Origin of the sequence: Acidovorax sp. FHTAMBA, assembly GCF_038958875.1 — a bacterium.
In the GTDB taxonomy this organism is placed as follows: domain Bacteria; phylum Pseudomonadota; class Gammaproteobacteria; order Burkholderiales; family Burkholderiaceae_C; genus Acidovorax.
In genome coordinates, this window is the sequence record NZ_CP152407.1 from 2,789,788 (window position 1) to 2,807,655 (window position 17,868).

Annotated in this window: 15 protein-coding genes; 6 read left to right on the forward strand and 9 right to left on the reverse strand. The window is 62.0% G+C overall.

What is annotated here, in order from left to right:
- Positions 1–51: 51 nt before the first annotated feature.
- Complete coding sequence (locus tag AAFF19_RS13150) at positions 52–948, forward strand: hypothetical protein (protein WP_342720310.1); 897 nt, start codon at positions 52–54, stop codon at positions 946–948.
- A gap of 365 nt (positions 949–1,313) precedes the next feature.
- Here AAFF19_RS13150 and AAFF19_RS13155 read toward each other — a convergent pair whose 3' ends face one another.
- From AAFF19_RS13155 to lptF, 6 genes are all read right to left on the reverse strand, one after another.
- Positions 1,314–4,268 (reverse strand): Tn3 family transposase, encoded by a 2,955-nt coding sequence (locus AAFF19_RS13155; RefSeq protein WP_182119615.1) that lies wholly within the window; start codon positions 4,266–4,268, stop codon positions 1,314–1,316.
- Positions 4,269–4,506: 238 nt separating this feature from the next.
- On the reverse strand, positions 4,507–5,679 hold the full coding sequence (locus AAFF19_RS13160; protein WP_342720311.1) for a pyridoxal phosphate-dependent aminotransferase: 1,173 nt from the start codon (positions 5,677–5,679) through the stop codon (positions 4,507–4,509).
- 56 nt (positions 5,680–5,735) lie between these two features.
- Positions 5,736–6,677: a CysB family HTH-type transcriptional regulator gene (locus tag AAFF19_RS13165; protein ID WP_182119558.1), complete on the reverse strand. Its 942-nt coding sequence runs from the start codon at positions 6,675–6,677 to the stop codon at positions 5,736–5,738.
- Between the two features lie 69 nt (positions 6,678–6,746).
- Complete coding sequence (locus AAFF19_RS13170; protein ID WP_034694052.1) at positions 6,747–7,127, reverse strand: CbiX/SirB N-terminal domain-containing protein; 381 nt, start codon at positions 7,125–7,127, stop codon at positions 6,747–6,749.
- Between the two features lie 29 nt (positions 7,128–7,156).
- Complete coding sequence (gene lptG, locus AAFF19_RS13175) at positions 7,157–8,263, reverse strand: LPS export ABC transporter permease LptG (protein ID WP_342720312.1); 1,107 nt, start codon at positions 8,261–8,263, stop codon at positions 7,157–7,159.
- Entirely contained in the window at positions 8,260–9,363 is a 1,104-nt protein-coding gene (gene lptF / locus AAFF19_RS13180; protein ID WP_342720313.1) for an LPS export ABC transporter permease LptF, read from the reverse strand. Before lptF ends, lptG begins: the two co-directional genes overlap by 4 nt.
- Before the next feature lie 23 nt (positions 9,364–9,386).
- Between lptF and AAFF19_RS13185 the strand changes: the two genes are divergently transcribed.
- The 4 genes from AAFF19_RS13185 to AAFF19_RS13200 all read left to right on the forward strand — a co-directional run bounded on the left by AAFF19_RS13185 (position 9,387) and on the right by AAFF19_RS13200 (position 13,178).
- Complete coding sequence (locus tag AAFF19_RS13185; RefSeq protein ID WP_342720314.1) at positions 9,387–10,886, forward strand: leucyl aminopeptidase; 1,500 nt, start codon at positions 9,387–9,389, stop codon at positions 10,884–10,886.
- A 6-nt stretch (positions 10,887–10,892) separates the two neighbouring features.
- Entirely contained in the window at positions 10,893–11,327 is a 435-nt protein-coding gene (locus AAFF19_RS13190) for a DNA polymerase III subunit chi (RefSeq protein ID WP_008904848.1), read from the forward strand.
- Positions 11,328–11,680: 353 nt separating this feature from the next.
- Positions 11,681–11,920 (forward strand): hypothetical protein, encoded by a 240-nt coding sequence (locus AAFF19_RS13195; RefSeq protein WP_182119553.1) that lies wholly within the window; start codon positions 11,681–11,683, stop codon positions 11,918–11,920.
- A gap of 130 nt (positions 11,921–12,050) precedes the next feature.
- A complete protein-coding gene (locus tag AAFF19_RS13200) occupies positions 12,051–13,178 on the forward strand; it encodes a branched-chain amino acid ABC transporter substrate-binding protein (RefSeq protein ID WP_008904851.1) in 1,128 nt (375 codons plus the stop codon).
- A 206-nt stretch (positions 13,179–13,384) separates the two neighbouring features.
- On the opposite strand, the gene AAFF19_RS13205 is transcribed toward AAFF19_RS13200, so the two are convergent.
- Positions 13,385–13,837: an Lrp/AsnC family transcriptional regulator gene (locus AAFF19_RS13205; RefSeq protein ID WP_342720315.1), complete on the reverse strand. Its 453-nt coding sequence runs from the start codon at positions 13,835–13,837 to the stop codon at positions 13,385–13,387.
- A 169-nt stretch (positions 13,838–14,006) separates the two neighbouring features.
- On the opposite strand from AAFF19_RS13205, the gene AAFF19_RS13210 reads away from it, so the two are divergent.
- Positions 14,007–15,128 (forward strand): saccharopine dehydrogenase NADP-binding domain-containing protein, encoded by a 1,122-nt coding sequence (locus tag AAFF19_RS13210; protein ID WP_342720316.1) that lies wholly within the window; start codon positions 14,007–14,009, stop codon positions 15,126–15,128.
- A 1-nt stretch (position 15,129) separates the two neighbouring features.
- On the opposite strand, the gene AAFF19_RS13215 is transcribed toward AAFF19_RS13210, so the two are convergent.
- Together AAFF19_RS13215 and AAFF19_RS13220 are read right to left on the reverse strand one after the other, a co-directional pair.
- Positions 15,130–16,992 carry a long-chain fatty acid--CoA ligase gene (locus AAFF19_RS13215; protein WP_342720317.1) on the reverse strand — a complete coding sequence of 621 codons (1,863 nt, stop codon included), beginning with the start codon at positions 16,990–16,992 and terminating at the stop codon, positions 15,130–15,132.
- Positions 16,993–17,213: 221 nt separating this feature from the next.
- On the reverse strand, positions 17,214–17,849 hold the full coding sequence (locus tag AAFF19_RS13220) for a GntR family transcriptional regulator (protein ID WP_342720318.1): 636 nt from the start codon (positions 17,847–17,849) through the stop codon (positions 17,214–17,216).
- Between the last annotated feature and the right edge of the window lie 19 nt (positions 17,850–17,868).

Consider the following 17,868-nt stretch of genomic DNA (forward strand, 5'->3'; position numbering starts at 1 on the left):
AAGCTTGGATTATAAAGTGGGCATTCACCGTTAAATATACCTTCTTAACAAATGATCCCCGCGAACTCCTTCTCGAACATTCATCAAGAATACCTGGATGCTATGAAATGGATGGCCAATCTAGGGATTAGTATCCAGAGTGGACGCACTTCCAACTATGAAAAAGTCATCGGCTACTGGAAGGATGCGTACCTCACTGCCTCCATTGAGGAGGCGAACCAAGCATTTCCGGATTTCGTAAGTTCATTGCTTGAAATCGTAGAGTTCACAAGAATTCACAAGGCCTTGCAAGACGTTTCTCCGCTCGAACTGACCTCAGTAATCGAAAAGCTAAAGAAGGCCGTCAACGGCCCAGTCAATATAGTCAGCGAGACCCAAAAATCCACGGCCGCACGTAATTTCCTTTTCGAAGCAAGCGTAGCCGCCATGGCTCATCGCCCAGCTCGGAGCGTGGAGGCGATCTTGAATGCTCGCAGCGACACTGGAATCAAGATCGAGGGACGGAAAATTTGGGTTGAATGCAAACGGGTGACCAGTGAGCAGGCGCTGGAGGGCAATCTGCGCAAGGCCTGTTCACAACTTCAGGAGACTTTCAAGACAGAGATTGGATCCGGCCACCGGGGCATCGTTGCGATGGATGTGTCAAAAATACTCAATCCAAAAGGAGACCTTTTGGTTGCCAAAGATGATGCGGAGTTAACCAGGACGCTGGCGCGTTTGCTGCAAGATTTCGCCAACAAGCATTCAGGCCTCTGGCAACGTGTTTACGCCGAGAAGAGCAGAAAAATCATTGGGACAGTCTTCCGACTTTCATGCTTGGCAACATCTGAAGCGAGGAAAATGGCCGTTCAGTGCTCTCAATGGGCGGTAAGCCCGAGAGCAGACGCAACAACAGCAGATGTACAGATTCAAAAACGACTGGTGGAAGCCTTGTCACAAGATCTCTGAAAGATGTTGTGCTCGCTGGTGAGCCCGTCGTGCTCAGGAGGTTCTGTGCGGCCACATATGGAGCGGCAGCAATCCGAAGGATGGGGTTGGGGCAGCTGATTTTTCCCGGATCTGCTAACCCGGTAAATCGCACGCAAAAAGAGGCGCCTATTTTTTAAGCAAAACTCTAAGTTGTTGATTTTATTGATGTTTGCAAGCTGCTAACCCGGTAAATCGCACGCAAAAAGAGCTGACATTTGAAAACTTGCGCGCGTCCAGGAGTGCGTCTTGGAGCACGGGCGAGGGCTCACGGTGGGGGGGCGCAAGGACTTCGACACTGGTCTTGACTCCGGCTGGTTCGCTCGGTAGTGGCTCAAATTACCGATTCACTGCAAACGTGCCACACGCTGCTTGGCTGGGCGCTCAATGAGCGCATCGATGTAAGGATCCATGTCGAACGCAATCGTCCCCCGAAAATTCACGTGCTCGAAGTGCACGGGTCCGATGCGGCGCAGCCAGCTTTCATCTATGGGGTGTTTGGCCACCTTCCAGCGATCCACGACATCTTGCATCTTCATGGTGTTCCAGCTGATCACGACGTTGGTCAGCAGGGTGTGCGCTGTTGAGATAGCCCGCAGCTCATCAGCCCTGCGCCCGCGTGAGACTCCTACACGTCCGTGGTACACAGCGCGCTGCAGCTGGTGTACAGATTCGCCCCTGTTGAGCAAGGCATGCATCTCGCGGCGAAACTCGGGAATGGTGAAATAGTCACACAAAAAGATCGTACGCAGCAACTTGCCCAATTCGTCTGCGGCAGCGTGCACGGGATCGCCCCGCGCCGCGCTGCCAAGGCGGGCGATAGCTTCTCCAGCTGTCAAGCGCCCTTGCCGGATAGAGGCAACCAGGTGCAGTAGGTCCATCCATCCGGCTCGAATCTTCCCAAGCGAGACCTTCCCAACGGTTAGGCGCTCCAAAGCTTCCGGCACAGTGTCCCCCCTGGCCAAGAACATCTTACGTTCCGACAATTGGCGCAAACGGACGCACAGATCGAAGCCCAGCAACTTGGCGATGGCCATCGCTGCGTTGGTGTAGCCATGGGTGTCCACAGCAAGCAGGGATAGTCGGATCTGGTCCTCGCGGCGGGAACAGTTGTGCGCTTCGACACCGTCCACCGCTGGCGCTGCTTGCCGGTCATTGATCACGATAGGCTGGTCATGAAACAGTGCCCAGGTATCAAGCATGTGCACATAGATGCCAACACCATGCTGCTTGCGGCGGTATTCCATACGCGCCGAGTGCAGGTACCGTGACGTATCGAGCGTCATCGAATCAGAGGATGCTTTGTCGCCCTGGCCCCAGAGTTTGGCAATAGGCATGCTTTGCTGGAACTCAATGACCCGTGAGTTGGCCTCCCGCAAACGGCCGCTGGCCTCCGTTGCACGCATGGCCATAGTGACCTGAGACACCTGCAGGCCTGGGATCATCGCGCATACACCTTTGGCAGTGTTCTCTGTTCCGTGTGTGTATAGGGCGCCGTAGACGGCCTTCAGTTCAGCCATGTCTTTGGCTCTGCGGCCTAGCAGAGCCTGGCTAAAGCCGCTTTTTGCGTCGATCTCGACCAGCATGTTGCCAAACTGGGCATCGCCGATCATGTTGAACATGCTCTCGCGTGTCTTGGTGACCTGGGGTTCGACTTCAAGCGCCTGAATCGGTGCAATGTGAATATGCCCCTGGCTGTCTATGGTCAAGGCCCCGTCCTCCACGGCCTGCACCAGTTGGCCGATGCCCGCTTTGACCCGTCCCAGCACGCGCTCCAGGAACTTATCTGGATTGTCCGTCAAGCTCAAAGCTCGGATCAGCGACTTGTGCTTCTCGGCCCACTGCGTTTCGGGTATCAGCTGATCGGCACGGTTGCGATGGCGGCTGCTGTGTTCCAGCCACAGCTTTCCGCCCTTGATCGCTTTCTTCAAAGAAGTCGCTGCGCTTGCTTTGAGAGCTGCAAGAGCAACCTTGCGATCAGGGCCTTCCAGCAGCGAGTGCCAGCTTGGGTCCGCAACCGACACATCAAACCCCTCGGGAAGGCTGCTGATGCCGCGTTTGGACAAATCGCGCAGCGTCTTGAGCTGCTTGAGCGCCTTGTCCGTTTCGTCGCCTTTGATCTCCAGGACTCCGAGGGCATTGAGCAGGGCAGACATACGCGGCGCTTGATCCTTCACCAGTGTTTCGCGGACGAATTGAGCCCGCGTGCCAGCAAAGTTTTCTCCATTCTTGGGTACCAGGTCGCGCATCGCCGCGACGATCTGAGCATCGGTCAACTGCGTGTCGTAGAGAATGTCCTTCAGCTTGACGCGCTCGGCACGCAGATCCACAGCACTTTCGGCCTGCTTCTTTAGGACCTTGCCAGAGGCCTTGTGATAAAGATCTGTGAGACATCGCGCACCGATGTCTGCGGCGAGATCGGTTTGATCCAAGAGGGTGACATGCAGGAAAGAGACGATGCGCAGATCGCGCTGATCCTCAGAGAGAAATTTCGTCGCGGAGGGTGGACGATTGATCACCTCTTGGCTGTACGCCCTGAGACGATTCAATGGAATCGCCGACAGCTTCCACTTGTGAACTTGCAGTGACTTGAGGCACTCGATTTTCTTGGTGACCTCGCTCAGCGTGATCTGCCCGTGCTTCCCTGGGGGTGTGCGCAGCCACTCCAGCACTGTGTGACCGCCAGGCCCTGATCGCTTTGAGAATGCGTGCGAGAGCGCCGCCTGAACCTGTTTGGGTGGCGCGCAGGTGCGGACCGCTGCGATTGCTGCATTCTCCTGTTCAGCAAAGGCCATGCGCGCCATGTCGCGCAGTGTCCGGTCACCAGGCAGGACGATCCGTCGATCAAAAAGCCAGTGTTCTGACTGTTGGATCAGGTCATCGACTGATACCGCTGAGGCGGAAAGCTCCCCCAAAGCATCTGCCAGGAGCGGTTTGGTGGTGTCATCTACTACCGCGAAGCCGACACGTTCCCGAGCCCAGAGCTGGTGCTCGTATCGCGTGTCCTTGTCCTTGTACAGCGAGGTCACCGAAGCGATATCCGTCGCATGCATACCAAGCGCTGAGGTCAGGTACCGCAGCAAAACGGAGGGGAGGCCTGAAAAGGCATCGGGGTGCCGCCCGGTGGCGCGCAGCATGACCAGTTGGACTGCAGCGCCAAGGCGTGCAGTCCCTCTGAACCGGGGCGGGCGCAGCTCCTGGATGTCTTCAATGCTCAGCCCAAAGCACTCTTCGACTTCCCGCTTAGATAGCGATTTTGGCAGGGTATCGGCGCCAACGAAACGTAGGTAGTAGCTAGACAAGCTGGTCCTCCCGTGGCTGGCGTGGTCGCAAGCCTGCTGCAGTCTACGTATTCGCTACTGATAATTCCAGACAATAAAAAATTGCGGGTTAACCCGTAGCTCTTAACCGGGTTTTCTGCACGGAAAGTGAGATCACCCCGAGACGCTCAGCGGCTGGGCGCTGGTGGGGATGGCGTTGGCAGTGGCGGGGGTGTGGCTGGCGCGGCAGACGAGGTAGGGCCTCAATAGGCCCTGCAGATCAGAGCTTGCGCAGCCGCTCCAGCGCTGCACGCAGCGTTTCGTCCTTCTTGGCAAAGCAGAACCGCACCACCCGCTGGTCAAACCCGTCGCCATAGAACGCCGACAGCGGAATCGCCGCCACGCCCACTTCGCGCGTTAGCCATTGGCAGAAATCGGCTTCGTTCAAATCGCTGATGGCCGAGATGTCCACGCACTGGAAGTAGCTGCCGGTACTGGGCAGCAGCTTGAAGCGCGAGCCCTCCAAACCTTGGCGGAACAGGTCACGCTTGGCCTGGTAGAACGCGGGCAGTTGCAGGTAGGGCGTGGGGTCTTTCAGGTAGGCAGCAAGGCCATGCTGCATGGGCGTGTTGACGGTGAACACGTTGAACTGGTGCACCTTGCGGAACTCGGCCGTCAGGGCGGCGGGGGCCGCCACAGTGCCGACTTTCCAGCCCGTGACGTGGAAGGTCTTGCCAAAGCTTGACACGATGAACGCGCGGGCGGCCAGGCCTGCAAAGCGCGCTGCGCTCTGGTGCTCGGCGCCGTCGAACACCATGTGCTCGTACACCTCGTCGCTGATGAGCAGGATGTCGGTGGGGGCGAGCAGGTCTTCGAGCTGGCGCATTTCCTCGGCCGTCCAGATGGTGGCGCTGGGGTTGTGCGGGCTGTTGATGAGGATGGCGCGGGTGCGCGGCGTGATGGCCGCGCTGATCCTGGCGAAGTCGGGCCGGAAGGTGCCGGGTGTGAGCGGCACGCGCACCGCCTTGCCACCGGCCAGCTCGATGTTGGGCACATAGCTGTCGTAGCAGGGGTCGAGCACGATCACCTCGTCGCCAGCATGCACGATGGCCAGGATGGCGGTGATGATGGCCTGCGTGGCGCCAGCGGTGATGGTGATTTCGGTGTTGGGGTTGTAGGCGCGGCCGTGCAGCGCCTCGATCTTGCGGGCTACGGCCTCGCGCAGCGCGGGGATGCCGGGCATGGGCGGGTACTGGTTGTGCCCGGCCTGCATGGCAGCGGTGACGGCGTTCACCAGCTCGGGGGCGCATTCAAAGTCTGGAAAGCCCTGGCCCAGGTTGACGGCCTTGTGTTCGGTGGCCAGGGCCGACATCACCGTGAAGATGGTGGTGCCGACGTGGGGCAGCTTGCTGGGGAAAGACGGGGTACGGGCGGTAGCACTGGCTGGGGTCATGGCGCAAACAACGTAAAAATCAAAGGTGTTTCAGGGGCAGGTGGATCACGACGCAATCACAGCTCGTAATCGTTGACGTGGCCCGTCATCGCGCGGGCGATAAGGTCGCGGCTCAGGCGGTCGCTGAGCAGTTCGGCAAACTTGTAGACAAAATTGCGCAGGTAAGCGCTGCGTTTGAAAGCCACACGGGCCACGCTTTGGCCAAAAAGGTGCCCCACCGGGCGCACGGCCAGGTCGCCCACCGGGTCGTCGCGCATGGCCATCTCGGCCACGACGCCGATGCCCAGACCCAGGCGCACGTAAGTCTTGATCACGTCGGAGTCGATGGCTTCGAGCACGATGCGGGGCGTGAGCTTGCGCGCCGCAAAGGCGTGGTCGATCTTGCCCCGGCCGGTGAAGGAGGGGTGGTAGGTGATGAGGGATTCGTGGGCCAGGTCGTCCAGGCCGATGCGTTCCTTTTGCGCCAGCGGGTGGTCGTTGGGCACGACCAGCACGTGCTGCCATTCGTAGCAGGGCAGGGTGACGAGGTCGGGGTAGTCGGCCAGCGATTCGGTGGCCATGCCGATCTCGGCCACTTCGTCGATCACCATGCGCGCCACCTCGTGCGGGGTGGCCTGGTGCAGGCTGATGTTGACCTTGGGATAGGCCTCGCGCAGCCGGGCCACAGGCACCGGCAGCACATAGCGGGCCTGGGTGTGGGTGGTGGCGATGCTCAAGGTGCCGCTGTCCTGCGCGCTGAACTGCTCGCCAATGCGCTTCAGGTTACCCACCTCGCGCATGATGACTTCAATGCTTTTGAGCACGTGCTGGCCGGGCTCGGTGATGCGCTTGAGGCGTTTGCCGTGGCGGGCAAAGATGTCCACGCCCAATTCTTCTTCCAGCTCGATGATGGCTTTGGAGACCCCGGGCTGCGAGGTATGCAGGGCCTTGGCGGCCTCGGTCAGGTTGAGGTTGCGGCGCGCCGCCTCTTGAACGAAGCGGAATTGGTGCAGGTTCATATCTGATATCGCCTAAAGGGTTGCATCATTATGCTGCAACCGTCTAAGCGATTCGATGAAAACTCCACGTCAGTTGGGTGGGGCCTCGCAAGCAATTTCGGCCATCAATGCCGTCATGCGCGGGTCTTCGCCAATGGCAGCCTGCACATGAAATTCAATAGCCGGGTGGGTGTTGCGCAAATCCTGCACCAGCAGGGGGAGGTCTTCCCGGGCATGCTTGCCGGTGCCCAGGAACATGGGAACTACGGTGATCTGCGTTGCGCCCTGGGCCGCGAGTTGGCGGCAGGCATCGGCCAGCGATGGGGTGCACAGCTCCAGATAGGCACACACCACAAGCCGGTCGGGCTGCTGCGCAGCGATGCGCGCCGCTACCGCCTCCAGCGGCACGCGCCAAAGTACATCACGTGAACCGTGGGCAAACAAAATGATAGCTGCTTGCGCTTGCTGCATAAGCGTTAGAGGCCTAAAAGACTAAAAAACTACCGGCGAAGCACCAGCCACCCAAAGGCGGCCAGCGAGAGCGCCGAGTAAATGAGCCCGGGCGCTGCGGCGGTGAGCCACGGCGACCAGTTCTGAAGATTGCCCGCGTAACCGAAAACGTTGTTCAGCAGGAAGAAGCTGATACCCGCCATGACCCCGCCAAACACGTAGCCCGCGATGCCCCCCGAGCGGAAGTGCAGGTAGGCAAAGGGCAGCGCCAGCACCACCATCACCAGGCAGGAGAGCGGATAAAACACTTTGCGCCAGAACTCGATCTCATAGCGCTGGGCCGACTGGCCATTGGCATCGAGGTGCCGGATGTACTGGAACAGGTCGATGGTGGCCATGCGATCGGGCTTGAGCAGCGAGGCGGCCACCATGTCGGCGCTGATCCGGGTGGGCCATTGCAGCGAAGGAATCTGCAGGTGCTCCACATGCGCCTGGTCCGCATCGCGCTGCTCAAAGCGGCTGGTTTGCACGTTGTCAAGGGTCCATGCGCCATCTGCTGCGAACTGGCCCGAAGCGGCACGGGTCTGCGAGGCCAGCCGGCCCTGGGCGTCGAACTCGAAGATGCGCACATCCTGCATGCCCCCATTGGGCGTGAGCGCGCGTACGTTAACGGCATACGAGCGGTCCTCCTGGCGCTCCTTCAGCCAGGCGCCCGTGGCTCCCGTGGTCAGCCTGCCCAGGTATTTCGCCTTGACCAGCTGGGCGGCGCGGTCGGTGGCGGGGGCAATGTAGTCTCCGATGGCAAAGGTCAGCAGCACAAAAAAGCCGCCCAGCGCCAGCAAGGTGCGCAAGGCCTGCCAGGGGCCCATCCCGCTCGTGCGCATGATGGTGAACTCAGAACTCTGCGCAAGGCGTGCCATTACGAAGATGGTGCCGATCAGGACCGTGATGGGCAGCAGCTCGTACAGATGGCTGGGTATGCTCAGCACCACGAACAGGAATGCGTGGGAGAGCTGGTAGCCTTCCGGGCCCCTGCGCCCCACCGAGCGCAGCTCATCGACCAGATCAAAGAAAAAGAACAGTGCCAGAAACCCCACCGTGACAAAAGCGACGGCAAACAGGGCTTCGCGGTGGATCAGTCGTCGAAGGGTTTTCATGCTGCGCTCCGGGCGAGCCTGCGTTGCCAGATGCTTCGCACGGACCAGTGGTTGTGGCGCGCAGCCAGGATCAGCAGCGACGTCAGCAGCATGCCGCCGTGCAGCAGCAGCATGAAACTGGCCAGCCCCAGACGGCCGGCGCCCACCCAGCTTTGTCCGAGCGTCATCAGGTTGTAGTAAACGATGAATGCAAAGAGGGCAAACACCAGGCTGGTGCTGCGTGCCGCGCGGGGGTTTACGCTGGCCACCGCCAGGCCCAGCACCACAAAGTTGATGGCGGCCAGTGCCAGCCCCAGGCGCCAGCCGAGCTCGGCGCGGTAGGCCGGAGTCGGCTTCTTGAGCAGTTCGTGCGTGGCGCGGGTCTTCACTGAAAACTCTTCCGGCGAGCCGGACGGCGCAGACCCGATGCGCGTGCCGTATTCGGCAAACTCGCTGATCTTGACGCCGGGTTGATCGCGCGAGGTTTCCAGTCGCTGGCCATCACTCAGCACGGCAATGCGCTCGCCGTCGCGGATCTCCAGCCGCGCACTGCGGGCAGAGGTGACCGATTCGCGCGCGCCTTCGGTGGCCGCAATGAAGATGTTGTTGCCCGCCTGGGTGTCCGGGCTGTCCTTGTCGATGAAAAACACCCGGCTGCCGTTGGAGGATTCCTGAAACTCGCCGGGAGCGATGCGGTCGATGTCGCTGCGCTGTTCGTAGCGCGTTTTCAGTTCCTGGATCTGGGAGTTGGCCCAGGGCCATACCAGAAGGGACAGCACGGCAATCACCACCATCACCGGCCAGGCAAACCGCAGCAACGGGCGCAAAAGGCTGATCAGGCCGCGGCCACTGGCAAACCAGATGACCATTTCGCTGTCACGGTACATGCGCGAAAGCGTGCCCACGACGGCAATGAAGAGGCTCAGGCTAAGGATCGTCGGCAGCTGGCCCAGCACGGTGAAGCCCATGACCAGCATCACATCCGAAGGGCTCACGCTGCCCTTGGATGCCTGCCCCAGCGTGCGGATGAGCATCATGGTCATGACCACGGTCACCAGCACCACAAGCGTCGCGCCGAAGCTGCGCGCCAGCTCCTTGCGGATGGATGAATCGAATAACATTGGCTCGAAGGAAAACACCAATTATGAACTTTGATCTCAAGACCCTCGAACTTGCTGCGGCTGCATCAGAAAAATGCGACCTGCTGGTTGTTTTGCTACCCGATGGATTAAAGCCTGGCAAGGATGCCCTGTCGGCATTGGCGGCACTTGCGATCAAGAACGGTGATCTTTCCACCAAGGCCGGCAAGCAGTTGCAGCTCTATCAGGTGCCAGCGGTAGCCGCCCGCCGCGTCGTGCTGGTGGGGCACGGCGATGGTTCCGCGCGCGCCACGCGCCAGGCAGTGCAGGCCGTGGGCAGCGCCATCAAGGCAGCCCAGACCAAGCGCCTGGTTCTGTGTTTTGCCGGCAAGGCGTCGGCCGGTGCTGTCAGTGCCTGCGTGCAGGCGGTGGCAGAAGCCAGCTATGTGTACGTCACCACCAAGAGCAAGGCCGAGGCCCGCAGCCTGAACCGCTGTGTGGTCGGTGTGCAGGACGCGCCGGCCGCACGTGAGGATTTCGACGCCGGTGTCGCGCTGGTTGCCGGAATCGAGTTCGCGCGGGAATGGGGAAATCGGCCCGCCAACCATGCCACCCCCAGCCTGCTGGCAGATGCTGCCAGGACGCTGGCGAAGCTGCCGCGCATCCAGTGCAAGGTGCACGGCCCGGCGGAGGTGGCGCGGCTGGGCATGGGGGCCTTTCTGGCGGTGGCCCGGGGCTCTGAGGAGCCTTTGCGGTTCATCGAACTGCGATACAACGGCGCGGCCAAAGACCAGCCGCCCGTGGTGCTGGTGGGCAAGGGCATCACTTTCGACACGGGGGGCATCTCGATCAAGCCGGCCCCCGAAATGGACGAAATGAAGTTCGACATGTGTGGCGCTGCCAGCGTTCTGGGCGCGTTCCGTGCGCTGGGCGAGCTTCAGCCACCCATCAACGTGGTGGGGCTGATTCCCGCCTGCGAGAACATGCCTGACGGCCGCGCAGTGAAACCCGGCGATGTGGTCACGAGCATGAGCGGGCAGACCATTGAAGTCCTCAACACGGATGCCGAAGGGCGGCTGGTACTGTGCGATGCGCTGACGTACGCGGCCCGCTTCAAGCCCGCTGCGGTGGTGGACGTTGCGACGCTGACTGGCGCCTGCGTCATCGCTTTGGGGGGCGTGCGCAGCGGCATGTTCTCCAACAACGATGCGCTGGCGTCGGCGCTGCACGCCGCAGGGGAGGTGGCGCAGGATCCCTGCTGGCGCATGCCCCTGGACGACGACTACGCCGAAGGGCTCAAGAGCAACTTTGCAGACATGGGCAATGTGGCCGGCCGCGCCGGGGGCTCCATCACCGCCGCCAAATTCCTGCAGAAGTACGTGGGCGAGATGCCATGGGCGCACCTGGATATTGCTGGCACGGCCTGGAAGGGCGGGGCATCCAAAGGGGCCACCGGGCGGCCGGTCGGACTGCTGATCCACTACCTGCTGGGGCAGGCCCAGGTGGCCCAGCCCGCGCGCAAGCCTGCTACGGCGAAACGCGCACCGCGTGCCAAGGCGCCCTGATTCGCCATGACCGAAGTTGCGTTTCACTTCAACGCACCGGACAAGCTGGCCTACGCCTGCCGCTTTGCCCGCAAGGTGACGCGCAGCGGGGCGCGCCTTGTGATTGCTGCACCAACGGACACGCTGGCCTTGCTGGACCGCCAGCTTTGGAATCTGGCACCCCAGGACTTCGTAGCCCATTGCATGGCCGATGCGGATGAAGATCTGGTTCTTGCATCGCCTGTGCTTCTTGCGACGGATATCCGCTCTGTGCCGCACCACGATGTGCTGCTGAACCTGCACGCGGACGTGCTGGAAGGATTTGGCCAGTTTGGCCGGCTGGTGGAGGTGGTGAGCGCACACGATGAAATCGACCGGGGACAGGCGCGGGCGCGCTGGCGCCACTACGCCTCGCGCGGCTACGCCATCACCCGCCATGATCTTGTATTGAAAGCTGGCTGATGGCTCTGCCTCCTCCCAAAACTCCCCCGCGCTTTGTGCCCACACTCACCGAAGTGGTGCAGATGCCGGAGTCCGGGCGCTCACCGGTGCCGGCCGCTGCACCAACGCGCACCACGGTCATGTCGCCAGCGGCAGCAACGGGTGCAAGGCCAGCGGCTGCACCTGTTTCAGCAGGGCAACCGGCGGTACGCCCCCCGAGCCCTTCACCCTTGCCTGCTGCCCGCCCCATGGCTCCGCCGGCATTCAGCTCAACCAGCCCACGGACACAGCCCGCCGTGGCGATGCCCCCGCCCAAGCCGGTGGCACCGATGGCAGCACCCGCACCAGCTCCGGCAAGAGCACCCGCCCGCCCCATGTTGACCCGCCCGCTGCCGGAAGGCATGGAGGAATACATGGTGCACCGTGTCATGCAGCGGGTGGATGTTGTCCTTGATCAACGCCTGCGCGAGGCAATCGCCACGGTGGTGCAGGAGCAGACCCGATCCGTGCTTCCGCGCCTGCGCGAGGAGATTGAATCTGTCGTGCGGCACGCCGTCTATGAAGCGGTCGCCGACGAGCTTGCGAGTGGCGCACCCACAGCCACAAAGGGATGACAGGGTATTCCCCTGTGGTTTCCCTCGCATTTAATCGTGTTCCCTAATGATCTGGCCCGTAAATTGCGATATGTTCGCCTGCGTTGAGACACAAGAATATTCTCAGCGTTTATCTTTACTGGAGATTGATATGCAATTGAAGTTGAAACTGACCGTGGTTGCTGCTATCGCGGCTGCTGCTGGTGTGGCCTCTGCACAAGAGCAGGTGGTCAAGATCGGCCACGTGGCTCCGGTTTCCGGCGCCCAAGCCCACTACGGCAAGGACAACGAAAATGGCGCCCGCATGGCCATTGAAGAGCTGAACGCTCAAGGCATCACCATCGGTGGCAAGAAGATCAAGTTTGAACTTCAGGCTGAAGATGATGCTGCGGATCCGAAGCAAGGCACGGCCGCTGCGCAAAAGCTGTGCGACTCCAAGGTCGCGGGCGTTGTGGGTCACCTCAACTCCGGTACCACGATCCCAGCTTCCAAGGTCTACAACGACTGCGGTATTCCGATGGTGACGGGCGCGGCAACGAACCCCAACCTGACCAAGCCCGGCTACAAGACCACCTTCCGCATCATCGCCAACGACAACGCACTGGGCGCTGGTCTGGCGTTCTATGCCGTGGATACGCTGAAGCTCAAGACCGTGGCCATCATCGACGACCGTACTGCTTACGGCCAAGGTGTGGCAGACGTGTTCAAGAAAACGGCTGCTGCCAAGGGCATGAAGGTGGTTGACGAGCAGTTCACCACCGACAAGGCAACCGACTTCATGGCCATCCTGACCGCCATCAAGTCCAAGAATCCTGATGCCGTGTTCTTCGGCGGCATGGACCCTCAAGCCGGCCCCATGCTGCGCCAGATGGAACAGCTGGGCATGGGCAACGTCAAGTACTTCGGTGGTGACGGCGTCTGCACGTCTGAAATCGCCAAGCTGGCAGCCGGTGCCAAGACCCTGGGCAACGTGATCTGCGCTGAAGGCGGTTCTTCGCTGGCCAAGATGCCTGGCGGTACGGCCTGGAAGGCCAAGTACGATGCCAAGTACCCAGGCCAGTTCCAGGTCTACAGCCCCTACACCTACGACGCCACGTTCCTGCTGGTCGACGCCATGAAGCGTGCCAATTCCGTGGACCCCAAGGTGTATGTCAACGAGCTGGCCAAGTCCAACTTCAAGGGCGTCACGTCCACCATCGCTTTTGAACCCAACGGCGAAATGAAGAACCCTGCCATCACGCTGTACGTGTACAAGGACGGCAAGAAGACTCCTCTGTAATCAGGAGCATTCTCTGGCGGGTGCCTCGCAGCATCTGCCAATTTCAAAAAAGGGCTTCCACAAGGAAGCCCTTTTGCATTGGTACCCGGTGTTGATGGCGGCTGCCTCAATGCCCTGAAGGCTGCTTTTCTGATCAAAAAGCCTTGAATCGCTTGACTGTAAAGCGCTAACAGCTACTGAATGTATAGCATCACTCCAGTTGCCTGCTATGAACCCACGCTGCGGCGGTCGATCTTGCGGCTGAGCACGATACTGGTCTGCGTCTGGTGCACGCCGTCCAGTTGGCCCACCTTGTCGAGCAGGGTGTCGAGCTGCTCGTGGCTGGTGCATCGCAAGAACACCAGGTAGTCAAACGGCCCGCTCACGGCCGATACCTCTTCGACCTCGGCCATGGCCTCCAGCGCGCGCAGCACAGCGGGCGCTGTCTTGGGCAGCACGCTGATGCTGCACCAGGCCCGCACGGTGGTGGCGTCAAGCCGCGTACCCAGCCGCACCCCGTAGCCCACCACCACGCCCGAGCGCTCCAGCCGCGCGATGCGCGCCACCACGGTGGTGCGGGCCAAGCCTAGCTTGCGCGCCAGCGTGGCCGTGCCCTCGCGCGCATTGGCCTGCAACAGTCTGAGCAGTTGCCGGTCGGTGTCGTCCAGGGCTTGGGTCATGAGGGCTCCGTCCAGAAAGTCATAACGCCCATCATATTCGTCGTTATGGCAAAACAAAGAGCTGGTTTCGACGTTTTTGAAGCTACACATTGACAGTGCTGTTGCCTAGCATCAAGGCATTCACAACACCTCGCCGCTGCATGCGGCGAGCACTACCGGGAGCGCTGCCATGACCACCTTTGCCACTATCTCGAACTCCACCGCCCGCCGCGCCATCACCATCCTGGGGGCGGGTCACATCGGCTTTGCGATGGCGCTCTTGCTGCAGCAGTCGGGCGACTACGACATCCTGGTGGCGGACCGTGATCCGGCCCGCTTGGCCGAGGTGGCGGCTTTGGGCATCTCCACCCGGTTGGTCACAGACGACGCAAGCCTGCAGGCCGCCATCGACCGTCGCTTTGCCGTGCTGAACGCATTGCCCTTCCACCGCGCCGTGCCCGTGGCCACGTTGTGCGCCAGCGCAGGCGTGCATTACTTTGACCTGACCGAAGACGTGGCCAGCACCCAGGCCATTCGCGCCCTGGCCGCCAATGCCCGTAGCGTGCTCATGCCCCAATGTGGGCTGGCCCCTGGGTTCATCGGCATCGTGGGCAACGACCTGGCCCGGCGTTTTGACACCCTGCACACGCTGCGCATGCGCGTGGGTGCGCTGCCCCGCTACCCGCAGGGCGCCCTGCGCTACAACCTGACCTGGAGCACCGAGGGCCTCATCAACGAGTATTGCAACCCCTGCGAAGCCATTGTGGACGGCGTGCGCACCACGGTGCCCGCGCTGGAGGGGCTGGAAACCTTTGCGCTGGACGGCGTGGAGTACGAGGCCTTCAACACCTCGGGTGGGCTGGGCACGCTGACCGAAACGCTGGCAGGCAAGGCCCGGCAGGTGGACTACCAGTCCATCCGCTACCCCGGCCACAACGCCATCCTCAAGCTGCTGCTCAACGACCTGCGCCTGCGCGACCGGCGCGATCTGCTCAAGGACATTCTGGAGACGGCCATTCCGACCACCGACCAGGATGTGATCGTGGTGTTTGCCACCGCATCGGGCCTGAAGGGCGGGCGGCTGGTGCAGGACTCGTACTCCGCCCGCATCGTGGGCACCCAGATGGCGGGGCACACGCTGAGCGCCATTCAGCTCACCACGGCAGCGGGCATCTGCACGGCGCTGGACCTGGTGGCGCAGGGCCAGTTGCCGCAGCGAGGGTTTGTGGGGCAGGAGGCGGTGGGGCTGGAAGACTTTCTGGCGAACCGCTTCGGCGCGGCGTACGCCGAAGAAGGCGTGCTGACCTTGTGACTCACCGCCCCCCAGGCTTCTGATACATCCCCTCAATCGCCTGTGCAAAAAACGCCATCAGATTGTTGCGCTTGAGCTTGAGCGTAGGCGTCATGAAGGTGTTTTCAATCGTCCAGGGCTCCAGCGTCAGGTGCACAGCGCGGGGCACTGCGTAGCGGGCAAAACTGGCGGTGTTCTTCTCGATGCGGGCCAGCACGGCGCGGTGCACGCTGGGGTGGTTCAGGCTGTCAGCCGCCTGGGGGTTCAGGCCCAGGTCAGCGGCGAGCCGCTGCCACTCGCCCGGGTTCAGCACGGCCACACAGGCGATGAAGGGGCGGTTTTCGCCCACCACAAAGGCCTGCTCCAGCAGCGGGTCGGCCAGCAGGGCCAGTTCCAGGTCGCCCGGCGGGATCTTTTCGCCAGTGGATGTGACGATGATTTCCTTGATGCGGCCTTTGATGTAGATGCGGCCGTTCAGGATGTCGGCCTGGTCGCCGGTGCCCAGCCAGCCGTCGGTGCCCAGGATGCGCGTGGTGTCTTCGGGGCGCTTCCAGTAGCCCTTCATCACGATGGGGCCGCGCACCTGCAGCTCGTGGTTGTCGCCGATGCGCACCTCCACGCCGGGCAGGGCCTTGCCCACGCAGGCGGGGTCGTTGTCGTCCAGTGCGTTGACCGACACCACCGGTGCCGTCTCGGTCATGCCGTAGCCCTGGATCAGCGGCAGCCCCAGGCCCAGAAAACACTTCGCAATGGTGGGCGACAGCGGCGCGCCGCCACTCACCGCCACGCGTACACGGCCGCCAAACTGGGCCAGCAAAGGCTTGGCCACCAGGGCCTGCAGCACGGGCCAGGGCAGGGCGGCCATCCAGCCTGCGGCCTGGCTGCTGGCGTCTGGCGTGGGGGCAGCCAGCCCCTGGGCTGCACAAAACCGGGCCCAGCCCTTGTTCTGCGCGGCTTCGTACAGCTGCATCTTCCAGGGCGTGGGCGAGAGTTTTTCGAGCAGCTTGGCGTGGATGCGCTCGTAAATGCGCGGCACCGACACCAGCACCGTGGGGCGTATGGTTTTCAGGTCTTCGGCCAACTGGGCCACCGAGCGCGCATAGGCCACGCAACTGCCCGCTGCAATCGGAAGGTAATAGCCGCCCGTGCGCTCAAACGTGTGCGACAGCGGCAGGAAAGACAGGAACACGTCGTCCACCGTGGGTGCAATGCGCTCGAGCACCGCCTTCACATCGCTGACCACGTTGCGGTGGGTCAACATCACGCCTTTGGGTTTGCCGGTGGTGCCTGAGGTGTAGACGATGGCGGCCAGGTCATCCTCACCCGGTGGCGCCCAGGTACGCAGCGCGGCCGCATGCTCCGCGCCGGAGAGCCACTGCGCCAGCGTACCGACCACAGGGCCATCGTCGCCAGTCGCAAGCGTCACCATAGCGGCTTCGTCGGCGTCAGTGGCGACCACGGCGCGCAGGGCCGGGAACGGCGTGCCCACGGTGCGGATCTTTTCCCACTGGTCGGCCTGGCTAACGATCAGCATTGATGCCTCGCAGTCCGCCAGGATGTAGGCGATGCTTCCGGGGTTGTCGATGGCGTGCAGCGGCACGGGCACGCCACCAGTGGCCAGCGTGGCCTGGTCGGCGCACATGGCATTGAGGCCGTTGGGCAGCAAGATGGCCACGCGGGCTGCCCGGGGCAACTGCATGGCGGCCAGGGCCTGGGCCCACGTGCTCACGCGCTCTGCGGTTTGTGCCCAGGTCAGGCTGGCCCACGCCTGGCGGGCGGGATCAAAAGCCCGGTAGGCCTCGGCATGGGGGGTACGCGCGGCGCGGTAGGCCAGGAGCTGGGGCAGCGTTTGAACGCTGGCGATATCGGCGGGGGTAGAAGTCATCAAACTCGGCGGTAGAGGCTGCGGTGGCGAGCGGCGCCACGGCCTCGGTGGAAACCCGAAGGATGATAACGAGCGAAGCCGTGACCGGGCTGCGAGCGATCACCCCATGTGTTGCAAATGGTGCGTTCCTGTTTGCGGAATGATCGTGGTCGCACCGGTGCGGCTTGGCACGGCCTGGCTGAGACCGTAAACACGTTCTGACGCGTGCGGGTTGGACCTTTTCAGGTTGCCGCTTCCAGCCCTTGCGCAAAGTGCGCCTGCATGGCTTTGGCCGTGGCTTTGGCGTCACGCGCCACCATCGCGGCCAGGATCGCGCGGTGTTCGCTCAAGGAATCTTCAATGCGCCCTTGTTTGAACAAGGAGTTGTGGCGGTTGAGCTTCATCACCTTGCGCAGGTCGGCCACCATCTGGCTGCGCCAGCGGTTGTCGGCCAGCTCCAGCAGCAGCATGTGAAAGCGCTCGTTGATGGCAAAGAACTTCTCGCGGTCGGCGGCTGCCGCTTCCAGCTCGGCGTGCAGATCCTGCAATTCTTTCAGCTGTTCTGGTGTGGCCGTGGTGGCCACCACGCCAGCGGCGTCGCTCTCCAGCAGGCTGAGCAGGTGGTACACGTCGCGGAGGTCTTTTTCGCTCATCTCCGTCACATAGGCGCCACGGCGCACCTTCATCGTGACCAGGCCCTCTGCGGCCAGCACCTTCAAAGCCTCGCGCAAGGGGGTGCGGCTGATGCCGAATTCCTCGGCAATCTTGAGTTCGTCGATCCAGCTGCCTGGCTCCAGCTCGCGGCGGAAGATGCGCTGGCGCAATTGCTCGGCCACCTCTTCATACAGCGCGCGGGGAGTGAGGGTAAGGGCAGACATGGGTCGGATTGTAAGCTGC

Bases quoted from the DNA above. Each gene is read 5' to 3' on its own strand.
- AAFF19_RS13150 (WP_342720310.1), top strand. From the start codon at position 52: ATGATCCCCGCGAACTCCTTCTCGAACATTCATCAAGAATACCTGGAT.
- AAFF19_RS13160 (WP_342720311.1), bottom strand. From the start codon at position 5,679: ATGACCCCAGCCAGTGCTACCGCCCGTACCCCGTCTTTCCCCAGCAAG.
- AAFF19_RS13165 (WP_182119558.1), bottom strand. From the start codon at position 6,677: ATGAACCTGCACCAATTCCGCTTCGTTCAAGAGGCGGCGCGCCGCAAC.
- AAFF19_RS13170 (WP_034694052.1), bottom strand. From the start codon at position 7,127: ATGCAGCAAGCGCAAGCAGCTATCATTTTGTTTGCCCACGGTTCACGT.
- lptG (WP_342720312.1), bottom strand. From the start codon at position 8,263: ATGAAAACCCTTCGACGACTGATCCACCGCGAAGCCCTGTTTGCCGTC.
- lptF (WP_342720313.1), bottom strand. From the start codon at position 9,363: ATGTTATTCGATTCATCCATCCGCAAGGAGCTGGCGCGCAGCTTCGGC.
- AAFF19_RS13185 (WP_342720314.1), top strand. From the start codon at position 9,387: ATGAACTTTGATCTCAAGACCCTCGAACTTGCTGCGGCTGCATCAGAA.
- AAFF19_RS13190 (WP_008904848.1), top strand. From the start codon at position 10,893: ATGACCGAAGTTGCGTTTCACTTCAACGCACCGGACAAGCTGGCCTAC.
- AAFF19_RS13195 (WP_182119553.1), top strand. From the start codon at position 11,681: ATGTTGACCCGCCCGCTGCCGGAAGGCATGGAGGAATACATGGTGCAC.
- AAFF19_RS13200 (WP_008904851.1), top strand. From the start codon at position 12,051: ATGCAATTGAAGTTGAAACTGACCGTGGTTGCTGCTATCGCGGCTGCT.
- AAFF19_RS13205 (WP_342720315.1), bottom strand. From the start codon at position 13,837: ATGACCCAAGCCCTGGACGACACCGACCGGCAACTGCTCAGACTGTTG.
- AAFF19_RS13210 (WP_342720316.1), top strand. From the start codon at position 14,007: ATGACCACCTTTGCCACTATCTCGAACTCCACCGCCCGCCGCGCCATC.
- AAFF19_RS13215 (WP_342720317.1), bottom strand. From the start codon at position 16,992: ATGACTTCTACCCCCGCCGATATCGCCAGCGTTCAAACGCTGCCCCAG.
- AAFF19_RS13220 (WP_342720318.1), bottom strand. From the start codon at position 17,849: ATGTCTGCCCTTACCCTCACTCCCCGCGCGCTGTATGAAGAGGTGGCC.